Here is a 17,549-nt window from a genome sequence, read left to right on the forward strand (position 1 = left end):
GCTAGCGCAGCAGATGCACCGTCAGCCCGATCAGCCCGCACCCCATCAGTACTTCGATCACACCCCGCTTGAAGCGGAACAAGGCAATGGCCGCTGCAATGGCGATCAGCGCCGAAGGCCAGTCGAGTGGATCGCCGAAGCCGTTGGGCCAGAGCACGTGGTAGCCGAAGAAACACGCCAGATTAAGAATCACGCCGACCACCGCCGCGGTAATTGCGGTCAGCGGCGCGGTGAGCCTGAGTTCGTTGTGGGTCGACTCCACCAGCGGACCGCCAGCAAAGATAAACAGGAACGAAGGCAGGAAGGTGAACCAGGTCACCAGCGTGGCGGCGAGGGCGCCGGCCAGGAACACATGATCGGGGCCGAACACCTGATGAACATAGGCGCCGATAAAACCAACGAAGGCCACCACCATGATCAGCGGCCCGGGGGTGGTTTCGCCGAGCGCCAGGCCATCGATCATCTGCGTGGGTGTCAGCCAGCCATAGTGACCGACAGCGCCCTGATACACATAGGGCAGCACGGCATACGCGCCGCCGAACGTCAGCAACGCCGCTTTGGTAAAGAACCAGGCCATCTGGGTCAGGGTGCCTTCCCAGCCGAACAGCGCGGTGAGAATCCCCATCGGCAATACCCACAAAACAACACCCACCAGCAACAGGCGCAGCAATTTAAAACTGCTGAAGCGGGCGTGCTCGGGAGTCGGGGTATCGTCGTCGATCAACGCCGGGCCGAAGGATTTTTTCGCAGCGCCGTGGCCCCCGGTCTGGAACCTTTCAGGCGTCAGACGTCCGCCGACATAACCGATGATCGCGGCGCCCAGCACAATCAACGGGAAGGGCACATTGAACACGAAGATCGCTGTGAATGAAGCCGCGGCGATTCCCCACAGCCAGTTGTTCTTCAGGGCCCGCGAGCCGATCCGGTGAGCCGCCTGCACCACAATGGCGGTCACGGCCGGTTTGATCCCATAAAAAAGCCCGGCCACCACCGGCACTTCGCCAAAGGCGATGTACACCCAGGACAACACGATCAGGATGAACAGCGAAGGCAGCACAAACAGCGCGCCGGCAATCAGGCCACCCCACGTCCGGTGCATCAGCCAACCGATGTAGGTCGCCAGCTGCTGAGCCTCCGGCCCGGGCAGCAACATGCAGTAGTTGAGGGCATGCAGAAAGCGCCGTTCCGAGATCCAGCGCCGGCGCTCCACCAACTCCTGGTGCATGATCGAGATCTGTCCGGCCGGCCCGCCGAAACTGATGAAGCCGAGCTTCAGCCAGAACAGAAACGCTTCCCGCAAGCTGATGGCCGCAGGCTTCGACAGGTCTTGTTCGACGGTCGAAGAGGGGGCTTTATTCAAATGACGATTCCTTATTCAACTGTCGATTCAGGCCTTCACGGCGTACCAAACATCGCCGTCCAGTAAATCCCCGCGTCACTTTTCGGGTCTACCGCATAGGCCGCGCCCAGCTCGCGAAATTGTGGGTTCATCAGGTTGGCGCAATGGCCTGGGCTGGCCAGCCAGCCATCGACCACTTTGCGCACGGTGTCTTGCCCGGCGGCGATGTTCTCGCCGACCTGCTGACCAGCGTAACCTGCCAGTTCAGCTCGATCACCCGGCGTGCGACCATCGCGGTCCTTGTGATCGAAATAGTTATTGTTGGCCATGGCCCGGCTGTGGGTCTCGGCTGCGGAGCCCAGTGTGGCGTTCCACGCCAGCGGCGTCGTGGCGGTAAAGGCTTGGGTGCCGCACTGGCGCGTTTGAGCGCGGGCGCTGTTCATCGCTTCAAGCAGTTTTTGTCCCTCTGCCTGCCAGTCGCCCAAACGCCCGGTCAACAGCGGACGCGCCAGCACGATGCGCCACTCACGGCCATCGCGGCTGACGCCGATGTCTACGAATTGCGGGTCCAGCACCACTTGGCAGAAGCTCTCCTGAATCGCCTTCATGGCGGACGGTGCATCACGCGGGCCGGACAGGCTGATCGCTTGCACATTGACCATCGGATAAGCCGCGCGGGCCAGTGCCTGCTGCAAGTCGCCGATGCTGTTGGCGGACAGGACGAGGCGCGGATCGCTCGCCAGCGGCGGCAACTCCGAAGACGCCTGGCCGCCGCAGCGCTGCGCCTGGCTACGGTAAACGTTGATCGACTCGACCAGCTGCGTTTCATCGGTCGCCGAGGCGGCGACGCTGAACACCAGCCCGAATGACAACACGGCAAGATGCAAAACGGATGACAGGCTGCGCATGAAATTCTCCCTTGAACGGACTAGGGGGGCGTTCTCAATTAGTTTCCCCGCCGCGTTGTCGCCTTAAAGCGGGCCAGGCAAGGCGCAGGCCGCTGGAAATGGTTGTTCCCTTTCCAAGGCCTGCAACGCAGGCTGGCCCGCTTTAAGGCACAACCCGAAGGGCCGGGCCTGCTGTTGTGCAGGGCTGCGTTGCTCGAAGCTTATTTGGAATGACCAAACTACGCTTCTCGCGCCTTGCCCTGCACAACAGCAGACCCGGCGCGGCGGGGAAACTAATTGAGAACGCCCCCTTTGCCCATGATGCGCGATTTCACCCCTGCGAACGCAATGCCTTTTTGCACTGAAACGCGTTTATTGTCAGGCGGCTGGAATGACTTGCGACGACTACAATCACAGCAGGTCAGCGCTACAACATCGCCGTTTCATTGCTCAAGCCAGTGTCATCGGAAGGATCGATAATGCGATTAAAATGGGTAGTCACCTGCTTCGCAATCATCCTTCTAGGAGGCCAGGTGTTGGCGACTGAGCAGGAGCAAAAACAGGAAGTGGCCGAAGACAAGGCGCAGGTCCTGGAAGAGAAAGCCGCCGAGAAGGACAGCGAGCTTCCGGTGCCCAAGTCCGCGGTCATCACCCCCTCCGAAGCGCAGGCGGTCGATCCGGCAGGCGCAGCCCCTCTGGACGATGCAATCACCTGCTTTGCACGCAGCATCTATTGGGAAGCCAAAGGTGTGGCACCTGCCAACATGGAAGCCGTCGCCAGCGTGGTCATGAACCGGCTCGGCCAGGAGGGTTTTCCCGATACGGTGTGCGCCGTGGTCAAGCAAGGTTCTGAAACGGGCTCCTGCCAGTTTTCGTGGTGGTGCGACGGACGTGCGGATCAGGTAAAGGAAGACGACGAATATGCCCTCGCCAAGGAAATCGCGCGCAAGGCACTCAACAAGCAACTCACGGACCGAACCCATGGTGCTTTGTATTTCCACGACAGAACGGTGAAACCTGCCTGGGCGAAGAAATACACCAGGACGGCCGAGACCCGGAAGTTTCTGTTCTATAAACCTCGTGGCGGGACGGCGAAGTAGGTGCGAGTCGCTGGCGGAGCGTGCTGCCGGTAGAATTTTACGGATTCTTTACGGTGGATATTCTTCCTCGCAACGATACTTGCCGCGTTTTTTTGGTCATCAATATGCCTGTAATTTTTCGTCCTTATCAAGCCGTTGGATCTCATGGCGGCCGAGTCGAAACGTCTACCCAGTGCCCCCGCAAACCCTATTTTCCTCAATTTTCGAGAAGCGACCCATGAGCGAAACAGCAATCCCTGCCCATGAAGAATCCCACTCCAAAACCTCGGGAGTGGGTTTGCTTGTCGCCGCGGTGGGCGTGGTTTATGGGGATATCGGCACCAGTCCTCTTTACACCCTCAAAGAAGTGTTCGCCGGTCACTACGGAGTCCAGGCCAATCACGACGGTGTACTGGGTATTCTGTCGTTGATTTTCTGGTCACTGATCTGGGTCGTCTCGATCAAGTACGTGCTGTTTATCCTTCGTGCCGACAACCAGGGCGAAGGGGGCATCATGGCCTTGACGGCACTGGCACGTCGGGCCGCTGCGCCGTATCCCAAAATGAGCAGGGTCCTGGTGCTGCTTGGCCTGTTCGGCGCGGCACTTTTTTACGGCGACAGCATGATCACCCCGGCCATCTCGGTGCTCTCTGCGGTTGAAGGGCTACAGCTTGCGTTCGATGGCATCGAGCATTGGGTGGTGCCGCTGTCCGTGGTCGTCCTGGTAGCACTGTTCCTGATACAGAAACATGGGACGGCGCGTATCGGCATCCTGTTCGGCCCAGTCATGGTGCTGTGGTTTGTGGTGTTGGGTGCACTCGGCATTTACGGCATCTTGCAACGGCCGGAAGTTCTGCAAGCGCTGAATCCCGCGTGGGCGGTGCAATTTTTCGTGGTTCATCCGGGCATTGGCGTCGCCATCCTGGGCGCCGTCGTTTTGGCATTGACCGGTGCTGAAGCACTGTATGCCGATATGGGCCATTTTGGTCGCAAACCCATTGCTCGTGCCTGGTTCATCCTGGTGCTCCCCGGCCTGGTACTCAACTACTTTGGCCAGGGCGCGCTGATCCTCGGGAACCCTGAAGCGGTACGTAATCCGTTCTATCTATTGGCACCTGACTGGGCGTTGCTGCCGATGGTCGCGCTCTCGACACTGGCCACCATTATCGCCTCCCAAGCGGTGATTTCCGGCGCGTTCTCACTGACTCGCCAGGCCATTCAGCTGGGCTACGTACCTCGTATGTTTATCCAGCACACCTCCAGTCAGGAGCAGGGGCAGATTTATATCGGCATGGTGAACTGGGCGCTGATGGTCGGCGTTGTGTTGCTGGTCATCGGCTTTGAATCGTCCAGTGCGCTGGCGGCGGCTTATGGCGTGGCGGTGACGGGGACCATGCTGATTACCACCATTCTGTCCTCGGCCGTTGTATTGCTGCTGTGGAAAACACCTCGTTGGCTGGCTATTCCGATGCTGTTGGGTTTTCTCCTGGTGGACAGCCTGTATTTCGCCGCCAATGCTCCGAAGATTTTCCAGGGCGGTGCGTTCCCGGTGATTGCCGGTATTGCCCTGTTCATATTGATGACCACCTGGAAACGGGGCCGAAAGATCATTGTCGAGCGACTGGACGAAACCTCGCTGCCGCTGCCGTTGTTCATCAGCAGCATCGGCTCGCAACCACCCCATCGTGTGCAGGGTACCGCGGTATTTCTGACGGCCAGGGCTGATGCTGTCCCGCATGCCCTCTTGCATAACCTGTTGCATAACCAGGTTCTGCACGAGCAGGTGGTGTTGCTCACCGTAGTGTCTGAAGACAGCCCGCGTGTGGCTGCGGATCGGCGATTCGAGGTCGAAGCTTATGGTGAAGGGTTCTTTCGAGTGAGTCTGCACTTTGGTTTTATCGAGGAGCCCGACGTACCTCTGGCGTTGAGCCTTTGCCATTTGAAAGAGCTGGATTTCAGTCCGATGCGCACCACTTACTTCCTCAGCCGAGAGACGGTCATCCCGACCAAACGCATCGGCATGGCTCGATGGCGCGAAAGCCTGTTCGCGTTTTTGCTGAAGAACGCCAACAGCAATCTCAAATACTTCAAATTGCCGCTCAATCGTGTGATAGAGCTGGGCACGCAGGTTGAGATGTAGACGGCAACAGTCAGTCAAACGCACATCCATGTGGGAGCGGGCTTGCTCGCGAAAGCGGTGTATCAGGCAACATTAATGTCGACTGACACTCCCTCTTCGCGAGCAAGCCCGCTCCCACAGGTTCTAATGGCCTCAGTGAGCCGCATGCATGGGAAGCGCAGTTTCCTCAGGCGCTTTGAGCCGGGCTCATGGCCGGGTAATCGATATACCCCTGAGCGCCCGGTGCGTAGAACGTGTCTTTGTCCGGCACATTAAGCTCGGCGCCTGTGCGAAAACGCTCGGGCAGATCGGGGTTGGCGAGGAATGCGTTGCCAAACACCACCGCGTCAGCCTGGCCCTCGGCGAGAAGGGATTGGGCGGCGTTTTGGTCGAGCCCGCCACCGATCAGGTAGCTGCCATCGAACAGGGAGCGGAACAAGGCGTGGTAGTCGACGCTGGCGCCGAACAGGGCTACGTGCAGATAGGCGAGATTCAACCCGCGCAATTGCTCGACCAGCCAGGTGTATGTTTCTTGCGGGTTGGCATCGACGATGTCGTTGAAGTTCATTTCAGGGGAGAGCTTGATGCCGACGCGATCGCTGCCAATTTCCGTCGCGATGGCAGTCAACACTTCCAGTACAAAGCGAGCACGGTTTTCAACCGATCCACCGTACTCATCCGTGCGCTGATTGCTGCTCGTCGAGAGAAACTGTTCAGGCAGATACCCCGAAGCGGCATGCAGCTCGACACCGTCGAAGCCGGCCTCAATGGCCAGGCATGCGGCCTGACGGTAGCCTTCGATGACCGCGGCAATCTCGACCACGCTCAGCGCATGTGGGGTGACGAAGTCCTGAAGGCCTGAGGCTGTCCAGGTCTGGCCGGCGGGTTTGATCGCGGAGGGGGCCTGTGGCAGGGCGCCGTCAGGCAACAGCGAAGGGTGCGATATGCGTCCGCAGTGCATCAGTTGCATGAAGATCCGACCGCCGCGAGCATGTACAGCTTCGGACACTTGCTTCCAGGCGGCCACTTGCTCGGCGGTGTCGATACCGGGAGTACGCACATAACCCTTGCCCAGGGCCACAGGGAACACCCCTTCAGAGATGATCAACCCAGCACCGGCGCGCTGCGCGTAGTAGGTCGGCACCAGCTCGGTAGGCACCCCGAAATCATCGGAACGTGAACGGGTCATCGGTGCCATGACCATGCGGTTGGACAGTGTAAGGCGACCGATCTGGACTTGAGAAAAAAGCGAATGCATTGCGGTACTCCTCGATAAACGATGTGGCTATCATTGATCAATCCGAATCCGGGATAAACCGGGTAAAACTGAATTGACTGATCCACTGATGGAGCAATGACATTGGAGTTTCTCAACGACATGGCGTTGTTCGTCGAAGTCGTGAAGGCGCGCAGTTTCCGTCGGGCGGCGGAGGCGATGGGGATGCCGAACTCGACGCTGTCGCGCCGGATAAGTGGCCTGGAGAAGGAAATCGGGCTAAGGCTTTTGCATCGCACCACGCGCAAAATCGAGCTGACCGAAGCGGGGCAGTTGTACTTCGATCGCTGCAAACGCATCGTCGACGAAGCCCGGCTTGCGCACGAGCAGCTCGGCGAAATGCTTGCCCGACCCAGCGGTGTACTCCGGGCCTCGCTCCCGGTGGATTTCGCCAATATCTACCTGGCACCGCTGATCGCGGAGTTTGCCCGGTTGTATCCGGGTATTAGCTTCGAGTTTGATCTGACCCCGCGTCAGGTCGATCTGGTGAGTGAGCCGGTTGATGTGGTCATTCGCATGGGCGAGCCCGCGAGTTCGAACCTGATCGCCCGTAAGCTCGCCAGTTTGCGCCGCGGCCTGTATACCTCACCCCGTTATCTCGAACTGCACGGTGATCCGATTCATCCCACGGACCTTTCCAGCCACGAATGCCTGCGTATGCGCGGCACGCGCGCTGACCGCTGGATACTCTCCGGCAGTGAAGGGGAGGTGGAGGTTGAGGTTGGCGGTCGATTCGAACTCAACAGCGTGGGAATGATTCGACGTCTGGCGACGCTGGATCTGGGTATCGCGTTATTGGGGGAAGGTATCGTTGCGCAAGACATCGCCGATGGCACACTGCGCAGAGTCTTGCCGCAGTGGCAGGCTTCACCCGTCTCGGTTTACGCCCTCACCGAGACGCGGCTGTTGCCAGCGAAAACCCAGCGATTTATCGAGTTTCTACGTGAGCGGCTTCAGGATGCGTAGCGTTTCCGGGCTGCTTATGGGGTGGGCTCTTTCTCTAATCTTGTGCAAAATCACGGGTACGACGTACTCACCGCGTATTGATCGCAGATCCTGCATCAAGCGCCCTGAAATAATGATGTTAAGCACGTATTGTGGATTATCGACCGCGCTAATGCAGTGCAACGAGAACCAATACAAAAAACCATTTTGAGATAAATGATGTCCTTGAGCCCAACATCCAGTCACCCATCAACCGCCGGCGGTAACAGCATGATCGAGGTCACCGAGGTTTCCATTGCCCAACTGCGTGCTGCGCTCGAATCGGGCCAGACGACGGCGGTTGAGTTGGTCCAGGCCTATCTCGCCAGGATCGATGCCTACGACGGTGCCGACACGCCCACCGCCCTCAACGCAGTGGTGGTTCGCAACCCCGATGCGCTCCAGGAAGCGCAGGCGTCCGATGCCCGTCGGGCCAAGGGCGAGACGCTGGGTCCGCTCGATGGCATTCCCTATACGGCCAAAGACAGTTATCTGGTGAAGGGGCTCACCGCCGCCTCTGGAAGTCCCGCCTTCGCGAACCTGATTGCTTATCGCGACGCGTTCACCATCGAAAGGCTTCGTGCTGCTGGCGCGATTTGCCTGGGCAAGACCAATATGCCGCCCATGGCCAACGGTGGGATGCAACGCGGGGTCTACGGCCGTGCGGAGAGCCCGTACAACGCTGACTATCTCACCGCCCCCTTCGCATCGGGCTCATCGAACGGCGCCGGTACCGCAACCGCCGCCAGTTTCGCGGCGTTCGGCCTCGCCGAAGAAACCTGGTCGAGCGGACGTGGCCCGGCATCGAACAATGGCTTGTGCGCCTATACGCCTTCGCGCGGAGTGATCTCGGTGCGCGGGAATTGGCCGTTGACGCCGACCATGGACGTTGTCGTGCCGTTTGCCAGAACCATGGCCGACCTGCTCGAAGTGCTCGACGTGGTGGTGGCGGACGATCCCGACACACGAGGCGATCTGTGGCGGATGCAACCTTGGGTCCCCATCCCGAGTGTCGCCTCGGTGCGTCCCGCTTCCTATGGGTCGCTTGCCGCGAATACCGATGCCCTCGCCGGAAAACGCTTCGGCGTTCCACGTATGTACATCAACGCGGATCCCGAGGCAGGCACCAGCGATGCGCCTGGTATCGGTGGTCCGACGGGCCAGAGAATCAACACCCGTCCCTCGGTTATCGGGCTCTGGGAAGAGGCTCGCAAGGCACTCGAAGCCTTTGGTGCCGAAGTGATCGAGGTCGATTTCCCGCTGGTCTCCAATTGCGAGGGCGATCGTCCTGGTGCACCGACAGTGTTCAACCGCGGCCTGGTTTCCAAAGAATTCCTTCACCATGAGTTGTGGGATCTGACGGCCTGGGCGTTCGACGATTTTCTGCGGGCCAACGGCGATCCAAAACTCAATCGCCTGGTCGATGTGAACGGGCCGCTGATTTTCCCGCACGACCCAGGAACGCTGCCCAACCGTGAGGGCGACCTTGCCGCTGGCATGGACGAATATGTGCGGATGGCCGAGCGCGGCATCACCCCTTGGGACCAGATCACCACGGTGCCTGACGGACTACGCGGCCTTGAGCAGACCCGTCGAATCGATCTTGAGGACTGGATGGATCGGTTGGGGCTCGACGCAGTGATCTTCCCGACGGTGGCCGACGTGGGGCCGGCGAATGCCGATGTCGATCCGAAGTCTGCGGACATTGCGTGGAGTAACGGTGTCTGGGTCGCCAACGGCAACCTCGCCATCCGCCACTTGGGTGTTCCCACGGTCACGGTGCCGATGGGCGTCATGCCGGACATCGGCATGCCCGTCGGGTTGACCTTCGCTGGTCGTGCCTATGACGATTCGACGCTGCTTCGCTTGGCTTCGGCGTTTGAGTCGACGGGGACGAAGCGACTGATCCCGCCTCGAACCCCGCCGTTGTCGGGTGGCCAGAAATAAGAAGGGCGGGATTGGGGCAGAACACGCTCCAATCCCGCTTGGTAACTGGTAAACATAGACCTCAAGGACGCGCGATGATATTGCAACACAGGCCAGTGAAGGCTGATGACATCAAAACTATCTGTAGCTTTCCCCTTGACGCTCGGGAACTGTTTTATATGTTTCCGAAAGCTCAATACCCTCTCACTGAAGCTCAGCTGTCTAACGCTATTACTCAACGATTCGACTCTACGGTTGTCGAGACCGGGAATAGCGTCGTCGGCTTTGCTAACTTTTATCGGGCTGAAACGGGTGGGGTTTGCTGTATCGGCAATGTCGTCGTTGCCCAAGAGGCACGAGGTAAAGGTGTGGCGACCTTCATCGTGGAGACGATGACAGCTCTGGCGTTCAATCGCTATGACGCCACAGAGGTCCAGATCTCATGTTTCAATGAAAACACAGCAGGCTTGCTGCTTTATCCAAAACTGGGCTTCTTGCCTTTTGCTGTCGAAGAGCGATCTTCTCCGGATAGTCGTAGATCAGCACTCATCCATATGACCCGCAGCAGAGCGGGCCGACCATAATACTCACCTTGAAAGCCCGGTTAATGCAGCTGCTTACAGGTATTCAGTCGGCTGCTTTGGTTCTGGTGAGTTCCCATACCTGAGTCCGGTCTGGAGCTTTGCATGAAAGTTGGCGTGATTTCCGATACCCATGGCTTACTGCGCGCCGAAGCCCTTGCTGCCCTGGAGGGTTGTGAACGGATAATTCACGCCGGCGACATTGGCAAGCTCGAAATCCTTGATCAACTGGCATCCATTGCCCCGCTGCACGTAGTACGCGGGAACAATGATCTGGACGCCCCTTGGGCAGAACATCTCGCCGACCGCCTATGTTTCGACCTGAATGGATGGCAGACCTTACTGGTTCATGACATTGCCGATGTCCCCGCCGTGCTTGATGCAGGCATAAGGCTAGTGATCACCGGCCATTCGCATAAGCCACGCATAGAATGGCGCGGCGAACGGCTATACCTCAACCCAGGCAGCGCTGGCCGGCGGCGATTCAAACTACCGGTGACGCTGGCTCTACTCGAGGTGCTTACGTGCTCGATCGAGCCGCGCCTGGTCTCGCTATTGGAATGACATTCCTTGGATGGTCTTGGCAAGGCATGCAGTTTCATCTCATATATCTTTGCAGCGAAAGCGGTTTTAGTTCTTCTATGGATATCGGAGACCTTCATTCATCCATTACCCTTTCTTGCGCTGCCTCTACCTTGTTTTTAGGTTGATAGAGTCCCGGCGCGCCTGTATATCCGGTACGTGAAGCGGTATTGCCAGTCGCTCCCTGTAACTTTGCATTTTCCTCTTTTAACCATTCATCCATTGCTCTTTCTTGCTCTGCTGATACGTTGATTTGAGGTTGATAGAGCCCCTGCGCGGCTGTATGCTCGGTACGTGAATCGGCATTGCCAGTCGCTCCCTGTAACTTTGCTTTTTCTTCTTTTAACCATTCATCCATTGCTCTTTCTTGCGCTGCTGATACCTTGCTTTGAGGTTGATATAGTCTTGGGGTGGCTATATATCCACTGCCGTCATAACTTGGCTCGTCGTTTTTAACGGTGCCATCCTTCAAATGCTCCGTTGAACTAGAAATTTCTCTTGAATTTCTATCGTCTTTTTTAGTTTCAGTCGCAGCCTGGCTTGAGTTCTGACTGACAGAGTTTTCACTCGATTTAACGGTGTTTGCGGTGGGGGTATCACTAGCAGTGTTAGATTTCAGGGGAGGGGTAGCGGGAGCAGAGACGGTGTCTACTCTAACCTTTGATTTATTTTTCTTCCCCAGTTTATTACTATTTTTTTGTATTTTCTTAGTCTTTGAAAAAGCAGAGTTTAGTTCTTTTTTGTTTTTGTGAATAAGATTGTCAATCGGAACATAGCTAATAATTTGGTTGGGTTTTCTTTTGATATTTGAATTATAAAACTTCACTTGCCTTTGTGTTAGCTGAATATCAGCAATAGGCGGCAGCCGAGTGAGACCAATAATCGCCTCTCGAGCAATAGCATATGTAAGTTGGTCAAAGCTGTAAGAAAAACTATTACTGGATTTTGGTATGGCAGGGGACGGTGCCATTATTTCAATGGCACTCTCATGCTTGGAGAGTATTTTTCCGGCCACTAAATCTTTATATGTGTAAACAACATTGCACTTCGATCGAATTCCACCCCAAGCGTTGCTTATAGACACTGAAGATACTTCTGCACTTATTTCAATGCGGCCACTGTAAATTCCAAATTCGATAAAGCGATTACTGTTATGAATTTCTTTCTGGGTCGCATTCTTGATAGCATTCCCCCAGTTTGAAATTTGTAATTCGTTTGAGAAATCATTGTCTATATCTACATTTTTTTTGGTTTTTATTTCTGCAGGAAGCACAATAATATCTACATTGTATGCAAGGTCATAATAGTCAATGTCAGGAACAATGCTCTTGTCTCTTTCGCTTGAGATTTCTGAATAATTTCTTATGTCAGCACAACTCGTAACTCCGAAAAAGCTAAAAGCCAGCACGAGTAAGGCCGTTCTTTTTTTTATCGACATGTTACTCTCCTATAATTGTTGATTTAGGGCTTGCTTTGTCGCTGACGCATAACAGTGATTAAACCGAATTCGGTGATAACGAAATAATAGAGGTCTCTAGATAACTCTGCGTTACCAATTCCGGCTTTTTTTAAAAGTCCATATAAATCATAGGCCTAAATTTCACGCCCAACCCCTCAGCTGTAATCGCGCGACTTCTTTTTTTTTGGCGCCAATATAACTAGCCGATGACAGACCACGATCAATAGGGGGTCGAGCAGACTGAATGTAGGCTTTGGCTTTGGGAGGCCGATTCCTGCCTGTCATGACTGGCCGAAATCCACAACCCTGAGCGGACACTCGTCAATATCAACTCAGGGTCAAAAGCTGCTTGCTCCGCTATTGCAGCGGAACATACACATCAGTTTGCCATTGATCCTGCGGTGTCTCGGGATAGACGCTCAGGTAATGAAAGAACAGCGGCTGGTCACGAAGTTCCTCTCCACTGGCGGGAAGCCAATCGCGGTAAATCGGATAGATCGTTTCGCTGATGTGATCCGGTGACCCCGCGTGTCGCACCACGACGCAGCGACCGCCAGGAATGACGATCTCGTGCACGCCAAACTCATTCGGCGCCACGGCCTCGTGAATCTCGCCGCAAATGGCGAAGCGGAATGCTTGTGGAGGTGTCGTATCGGGGTTGCCATAGGGAATGCCAAAGGTGCGACTCGATGCCACCGGCGACTGTCCGCTCTGCATACGCCACTCGATGAACTTGCGCACGCTCTCATTGACGAGCCCGGCTGGCCCGCAGTGTTCAAGCGTTGCGACCCTGACTTCAGGGAATTCCACGATTCGTACTTGCATGATGATAGTCCTGGAAAAGTGAGGGATTGCGAATACCGCATTCCAGACCTGCCAGTTCGGTTCCTTCCTGAATGCACTCGGCGTCATACCGAACGCCCGCCTGAACGCCCTGCAAAATGCCTCGGGACTTTCAAAGCCGGCACCAAGTGCGGCGTCCAGTACCGAGTGATCAGCGAGGGCGGCCAGGCGATGTGCCGCGCGTCGTAGCCGCATCAGTTGCACATAACGTGAGACAGGCACTCCTACGAACGCGGTGAATTGTCGATGGAAGTGAAACGCCGAAAAGTTCGCCACATGGCTCAACGTCTTCACCGACAGGTCACCTTCGAGATGGGCATCAATGTAGGCGAGTACGGCGTTGAAGCGTTTTGTGTAAGCGAAGTTGGTCGGCATGTCAGACACTGGGAAAAGGCTCCTGGAAGTACGGTCGGCAATAGAGTCGACTATAGCGGCGTGAACGCGCCTAGCCGCGTTTGCTCAAGGCACGTTTTGGGTTGGCCAATGCGATCGCTTCCAAATTGTTTGGGCTATATATTCCTTGCAGGAATGCAACACATAAAATTAATGAATTTTTATTATTGCTGGGTGTGGCGTAGCTTGATTTAAGGACATGGAGAACCGCCTTGAAATCATCCTCTCTCAACGCTGCTGAAAAATTTGATACCTCACGAGCCAATGAGTACGGACGACAGAGCCGTATTGCACTAGCAGGATATGACGCCTGCCAAGACTTGGCTGCGTGCATGCTGGCGGCAAGTCTTGGCAATACAAGCTCGGCAAAAATACTGGTGGTTGGCGCTGGCGGCACGGCGCAGGAGATTATTGCTATGGCCAAGCTTGAGCCGGGTTGGCGCTTCACTGCCGTTGATCCATCCGAGCCGATGCTGGAGGCAGCAAAGCAGCAGTTAGGGGCAAACAACTTGCTTGAAAGAACGGCCATGCATCTTGGGCATGTTGAAGACTTGGCAGCAGACGAGTCATACGACGCAGCCACCTTGATCGGTGTACTCCATCATCTCGATGGGGATGATGCCAAGCGACAAATTTTACGATCCATTGGGACTCATCTAAAGCCGGGTGCACCGCTGATTGTCGCGGGGAATCAATATGCTTATGCCAGCCAGCCGTTACTGCTTGCTGCCTGGGGGCAACGGTGGCGGCAGCATGGAGCCAGCCCGGATGAAGTGAAGGTCAAGCTTGGGAAAATCCTTCAAGGCGCTGATCCTCCACCCTCCGAGGCGGCGGTTCAAAAACTTTTGCATGACGCCGGATTTGGGGACGCTACACGTTTCTTCAGCAGCCTTTTCTGGGGGGCCTGGTTGACGTGCAAAGCGGCCTGAACATGGAAGCGAAAAGCTACTTCTGGCCGATATCTGCTGGTTACAGTTTTCTAGTCCAGCGCTTGGCTTTAGCACCAGCCACATCCAACATGTCTAAGCGCCCAACCCGACGCACCGCTGGTTAACGCTTCAGAGCCGCTTCGATCGCCGCGATGTCGATCTTACTCATCCCCATCATGGCGTCGAACGCGCGCTTGGCCGCCGCTCGATCAGGATTGGCTATCGCGGCTGTCAGAACGCGTGGTGTGATCTGCCATGACAGTCCCCACTTGTCCTTGCACCAGCCGCATGCACTTTCCTGGCCGCCGTTTCCGACAATCGCGTTCCACAAGCGGTCCGTTTCGGCTTGGTCGTCGGTTGCAACCTGGAATGAGAAAGCCTCGTTGTGCTTGAACGCCGAACCTCCGTTCAGCCCGAGACAAGGGATGCCCATCACCGTGAACTCGACCGTCAAGACATCGCCCTGTTTACCCGCCGGATAGTCGCCAGGCGCGCGAAGGACAGCACCCACAGCGCTGTCCGGGAACGTCTCGGCGTAGAACTTCGCAGCGTCCAACGCGGTGCCGTCGTACCAGAGACAAATCGTATTTTTGCTGATCATCTTGGTTCTCCAAAATTGGGACTGATGCGTGCATTCTAGTAGCGTAGGCAGCCGGACAATTTTGGCAACTTGCGTACCTTGGGAGGGCGCGCACGCCGTAGATGGCCGGATGCGTACGTCGACGTCCCTAACGGCTGCGGCTTTAACAACAGGCCACCTTGCTTATGGCCCCAAGGTAGCTTTAATAAATGGTGATCGCCCTGAGCAACATTTGTTCCGTTCGAAAGGAGCAGAAAATGTACAAATTAAGAGTCTTTGTGGCGTCAAGCGCGCTCACACTCGCCGCATTCATGACGTTACCCGTGTCGAGCGCTGAGCAACCGATGGCGGGCCACATATCAGTTCTACCCTCCGATCTCAAATGGTCTGATGCGCCATCGGTCGCGCCTGGCGCCCAAATCGTAGTCATTGAAGGCGACCTGAAAACTGCAGATCCGTTTACCTTTCGGCTCAAGCTACCGGCCAACTCTAAAATAGGTGTCCATACTCACCCGGTAGTGGAACGTGTCACCGTAATTTCCGGCACTTTTCACTTGGGAGTCGGCGACAAATTTGACCCCGCCAAAACCAGGGCCTACACGCCGGGCGGTATCACGATCATGCCTGTTGGTATGCCGATGTATGTATTCACCCAAGAAGAAACTGTCGTGCAGATCCATGGGACCGGCCCGTGGGGTATCAATTTTCTCAATCCCGCGGATGACCCCAGGAAGAAGTGACCTTATCTATCTGATATTCCGACCATCACGCAGGCGCATGGGGGAGCACACGCGCCAGCCCCTGCGACCAATCTGATTTATTCCCTGACTGCACGCATTGAATGAAATCGATGCTGGTTCTCTTGAGTTCGGTTGCAACCCGAAGCGACCGGAGCTCTTCAACCCAGACTGACTGTCGCTCCTGGAGCTTGGGGCGGTGAGGAGACGTTCCCGGGTGCCCGATGATGGCCGAAAATTGCCGGGCATCGAGAACAATCGCCATTGTCAGGGCCAGCGCAAATCAGTCCGCCAAACGGAGCCAAGGGCAGGCGCAACACCGTCTAATCTGAGTAGTACGCGAGCACAAACATGCCTCACGCCTCTTGCTACAGGGGAAACGGGATGACCGGAACAACAGCGTGCCAATGCTCGTCATGGGTCCTACTCTCCCTGCTAGCCATCAATCTGGTGCTGACGAGTGGATGTTCAGGCAAAGCTGCCACGGCTCGCTATTCAGCCTCAAACATAGGCTCAAGCTGCTATGCAAAAGCGCTACCCACCGCCGGCGAGGGTGGCCTGGCTTGGGGTTCCACCTTGAACATGGCTCGCGAAAAATCCCTGGCTAATTGCATACGTTATGCCGGCCGATCCGGTGGCACGCCGGATACCTGCCACGTGGTATTGGCGGAGTGCAAAAATTAGAAAACGGCTCGTTGGATGGAACGAGCCGTTTTTGTGACGGTGCTTATCGGAGGAAGTGCACGGATGTCAGACCGGATTCAAAGGTGATCCGCATCAATCACAGCCTTGGCGAACGCCTGCGGATCTTCCTGCGGCAGGTTGTGGCCGATGCCGCCGCTGATCAGCCGGAACTCGTATTTACCGGTGAAGCGCTTGGCGTAATCCTCGGGGGCAGGGTGCGGCGCGCCGTTGGCATCGCCTTCAAGGGTGATGGTCGGCACGCTAATGGAAGGCGCCGTAGCCAGTTTCTGCTCTAGCGCTTCATATTGGCTTTCGCCTTGAACCAGCCCCAGGCGCCAGCGGTAGTTGAATACGGTGATGTCGACATGGTCGGGGTTCTCCAGAGCCTTGGCGCTGCGGTCGAAAGTGGCATCATCGAACGCCCATTTTGGCGACGCCAGTTGCCATATCAACTTGGCGAAGTCGTGGGTGTTTTTCTCGTACCCGGACCGACCGCGGTCGGTGGCGAAGTAAAACTGATACCACCATTGCAACTCGGCCTTGGGTGGCAACGGGTTCTTGCCGGCCGCCTGGTTACCGATCAGATAGCCGCTGACCGACACCAGCGCCTTGACCCGTTCTGGCCACAGCGCCGAGACGATGTCGGCCGATCGCGCACCCCAGTCATAGCCACCGAGCACGGCCTGTTTGATCTTCAGCGCATCCATAAAGTCGATGACGTCACTTGCCAGCGCGGCCGGTTGACCATTGCGAACGGTTTTATCGGACAGAAAACGCGTATCACCGTAGCCACGCGCATACGGCATCAGCACTCGATAGCCCTTTGCTGCAAGCAATGGCGCGACCTTGTCATAGCTGTGAATGTCGTACGGCCAGCCGTGCAAAAGAATGACTACCGGCCCATCGGCCGGGCCTGTTTCGGCGTACGCCACGTTCAACAGTCCGGCGCTGACATGCTTCAGCGGGCCGAACGGGGAGGGTGCCACATGAGTGGCGCCGGCGCTGATCGCGTCTGGCGGCACAGCTGCGGTCTTTTGTGCGTGGGCCGCACCGAGAGTGCTGAACAGGGTGAGCGCGAGGATCGATGAGCCGACCAGACGGCGGCGAGTTTTGCCGGTTTTGTTCTGCAGTGCCATCTTCATGGTGATGTC

The 17,549-nt window shown here is 56.6% G+C and carries 16 protein-coding genes; 9 read left to right on the forward strand and 7 right to left on the reverse strand.

Going from position 1 to position 17,549, the window contains the following annotated elements; genetic code table 11:
* Position 1: 1 nt before the first annotated feature.
* Both chrA and JFU11_RS06910 read right to left on the reverse strand, forming a co-directional pair.
* Positions 2–1,360, reverse strand: a complete 1,359-nt coding sequence (gene chrA, locus JFU11_RS06905; RefSeq protein WP_201060177.1) for a chromate efflux transporter — start codon at positions 1,358–1,360, stop codon at positions 2–4.
* A gap of 35 nt (positions 1,361–1,395) precedes the next feature.
* Positions 1,396–2,247 carry a CAP domain-containing protein gene (locus JFU11_RS06910; protein WP_123720024.1) on the reverse strand — a complete coding sequence of 284 codons (852 nt, stop codon included), beginning with the start codon at positions 2,245–2,247 and terminating at the stop codon, positions 1,396–1,398.
* Positions 2,248–2,705: 458 nt separating this feature from the next.
* Between JFU11_RS06910 and JFU11_RS06915 the strand changes: the two genes are divergently transcribed.
* On the forward strand, positions 2,706–3,326 hold the full coding sequence (locus JFU11_RS06915; RefSeq protein WP_123720025.1) for a cell wall hydrolase: 621 nt from the start codon (positions 2,706–2,708) through the stop codon (positions 3,324–3,326).
* A 217-nt stretch (positions 3,327–3,543) separates the two neighbouring features.
* Positions 3,544–5,445, forward strand: coding sequence for a potassium transporter Kup (locus tag JFU11_RS06920; RefSeq protein WP_201060178.1), 1,902 nt, complete (start codon positions 3,544–3,546; stop codon positions 5,443–5,445).
* 166 nt (positions 5,446–5,611) lie between these two features.
* On the opposite strand, the gene JFU11_RS06925 is transcribed toward JFU11_RS06920, so the two are convergent.
* Entirely contained in the window at positions 5,612–6,682 is a 1,071-nt protein-coding gene (locus JFU11_RS06925) for an alkene reductase (protein WP_201060179.1), read from the reverse strand.
* Positions 6,683–6,784: 102 nt separating this feature from the next.
* Between JFU11_RS06925 and JFU11_RS06930 the strand changes: the two genes are divergently transcribed.
* From JFU11_RS06930 to JFU11_RS06945, 4 genes are all read left to right on the forward strand, one after another.
* Positions 6,785–7,666, forward strand: a complete 882-nt coding sequence (locus JFU11_RS06930) for a LysR family transcriptional regulator (RefSeq protein ID WP_201121268.1) — start codon at positions 6,785–6,787, stop codon at positions 7,664–7,666.
* 249 nt (positions 7,667–7,915) lie between these two features.
* Entirely contained in the window at positions 7,916–9,631 is a 1,716-nt protein-coding gene (locus JFU11_RS06935) for an amidase (RefSeq protein WP_201060181.1), read from the forward strand.
* A gap of 74 nt (positions 9,632–9,705) precedes the next feature.
* Positions 9,706–10,194 carry a GNAT family N-acetyltransferase gene (locus JFU11_RS06940; protein ID WP_201060182.1) on the forward strand — a complete coding sequence of 163 codons (489 nt, stop codon included), beginning with the start codon at positions 9,706–9,708 and terminating at the stop codon, positions 10,192–10,194.
* A 102-nt stretch (positions 10,195–10,296) separates the two neighbouring features.
* Positions 10,297–10,755: a metallophosphoesterase family protein gene (locus tag JFU11_RS06945; RefSeq protein WP_123719119.1), complete on the forward strand. Its 459-nt coding sequence runs from the start codon at positions 10,297–10,299 to the stop codon at positions 10,753–10,755.
* 94 nt (positions 10,756–10,849) lie between these two features.
* Here JFU11_RS06945 and JFU11_RS06950 read toward each other — a convergent pair whose 3' ends face one another.
* Positions 10,850–12,211 carry a hypothetical protein gene (locus tag JFU11_RS06950; RefSeq protein WP_201060183.1) on the reverse strand — a complete coding sequence of 454 codons (1,362 nt, stop codon included), beginning with the start codon at positions 12,209–12,211 and terminating at the stop codon, positions 10,850–10,852.
* 378 nt (positions 12,212–12,589) lie between these two features.
* Positions 12,590–13,459 carry an AraC family transcriptional regulator gene (locus tag JFU11_RS06955; RefSeq protein WP_123719121.1) on the reverse strand — a complete coding sequence of 290 codons (870 nt, stop codon included), beginning with the start codon at positions 13,457–13,459 and terminating at the stop codon, positions 12,590–12,592.
* A gap of 221 nt (positions 13,460–13,680) precedes the next feature.
* On the opposite strand from JFU11_RS06955, the gene JFU11_RS06960 reads away from it, so the two are divergent.
* Positions 13,681–14,397, forward strand: a complete 717-nt coding sequence (locus JFU11_RS06960) for a class I SAM-dependent methyltransferase (RefSeq protein ID WP_201060185.1) — start codon at positions 13,681–13,683, stop codon at positions 14,395–14,397.
* 121 nt (positions 14,398–14,518) lie between these two features.
* Here JFU11_RS06960 and JFU11_RS06965 read toward each other — a convergent pair whose 3' ends face one another.
* The gene (locus JFU11_RS06965) at positions 14,519–14,998 is read right to left on the reverse strand and encodes a VOC family protein (RefSeq protein ID WP_123719123.1); all 480 of its coding nucleotides are present in this window, start codon (positions 14,996–14,998) and stop codon (positions 14,519–14,521) included.
* A 290-nt stretch (positions 14,999–15,288) separates the two neighbouring features.
* Between JFU11_RS06965 and JFU11_RS06970 the strand changes: the two genes are divergently transcribed.
* Entirely contained in the window at positions 15,289–15,717 is a 429-nt protein-coding gene (locus JFU11_RS06970; RefSeq protein WP_080370385.1) for a cupin domain-containing protein, read from the forward strand.
* 381 nt (positions 15,718–16,098) lie between these two features.
* A complete protein-coding gene (locus JFU11_RS28045) occupies positions 16,099–16,398 on the forward strand; it encodes a hypothetical protein (protein WP_242483587.1) in 300 nt (99 codons plus the stop codon).
* Between the two features lie 77 nt (positions 16,399–16,475).
* Here the strand turns inward: JFU11_RS28045 and JFU11_RS06975 are convergent, their stop codons facing one another.
* Positions 16,476–17,540 (reverse strand): alpha/beta hydrolase, encoded by a 1,065-nt coding sequence (locus tag JFU11_RS06975; protein WP_201060187.1) that lies wholly within the window; start codon positions 17,538–17,540, stop codon positions 16,476–16,478.
* Positions 17,541–17,549: the final 9 nt, after the last annotated feature.

The organism is Pseudomonas sp. TH37 (assembly GCF_016650735.1).
Lineage (GTDB): Bacteria > Pseudomonadota > Gammaproteobacteria > Pseudomonadales > Pseudomonadaceae > Aquipseudomonas > Aquipseudomonas farris.

Coding starts and splice junctions, on each gene's coding strand:
- JFU11_RS06910 (WP_123720024.1), bottom strand. CDS start 2,247: ATGCGCAGCCTGTCATCCGTTTTGCATCTTGCCGTGTTGTCATTCGGG.
- JFU11_RS06915 (WP_123720025.1), top strand. CDS start 2,706: ATGCGATTAAAATGGGTAGTCACCTGCTTCGCAATCATCCTTCTAGGA.
- JFU11_RS06920 (WP_201060178.1), top strand. CDS start 3,544: ATGAGCGAAACAGCAATCCCTGCCCATGAAGAATCCCACTCCAAAACC.
- JFU11_RS06925 (WP_201060179.1), bottom strand. CDS start 6,682: ATGCATTCGCTTTTTTCTCAAGTCCAGATCGGTCGCCTTACACTGTCC.
- JFU11_RS06935 (WP_201060181.1), top strand. CDS start 7,916: ATGATCGAGGTCACCGAGGTTTCCATTGCCCAACTGCGTGCTGCGCTC.
- JFU11_RS06940 (WP_201060182.1), top strand. CDS start 9,706: ATGATATTGCAACACAGGCCAGTGAAGGCTGATGACATCAAAACTATC.
- JFU11_RS06945 (WP_123719119.1), top strand. CDS start 10,297: ATGAAAGTTGGCGTGATTTCCGATACCCATGGCTTACTGCGCGCCGAA.
- JFU11_RS06950 (WP_201060183.1), bottom strand. CDS start 12,211: ATGTCGATAAAAAAAAGAACGGCCTTACTCGTGCTGGCTTTTAGCTTT.
- JFU11_RS06965 (WP_123719123.1), bottom strand. CDS start 14,998: ATGATCAGCAAAAATACGATTTGTCTCTGGTACGACGGCACCGCGTTG.
- JFU11_RS06970 (WP_080370385.1), top strand. CDS start 15,289: ATGACGTTACCCGTGTCGAGCGCTGAGCAACCGATGGCGGGCCACATA.
- JFU11_RS28045 (WP_242483587.1), top strand. CDS start 16,099: ATGACCGGAACAACAGCGTGCCAATGCTCGTCATGGGTCCTACTCTCC.
- JFU11_RS06975 (WP_201060187.1), bottom strand. CDS start 17,540: ATGAAGATGGCACTGCAGAACAAAACCGGCAAAACTCGCCGCCGTCTG.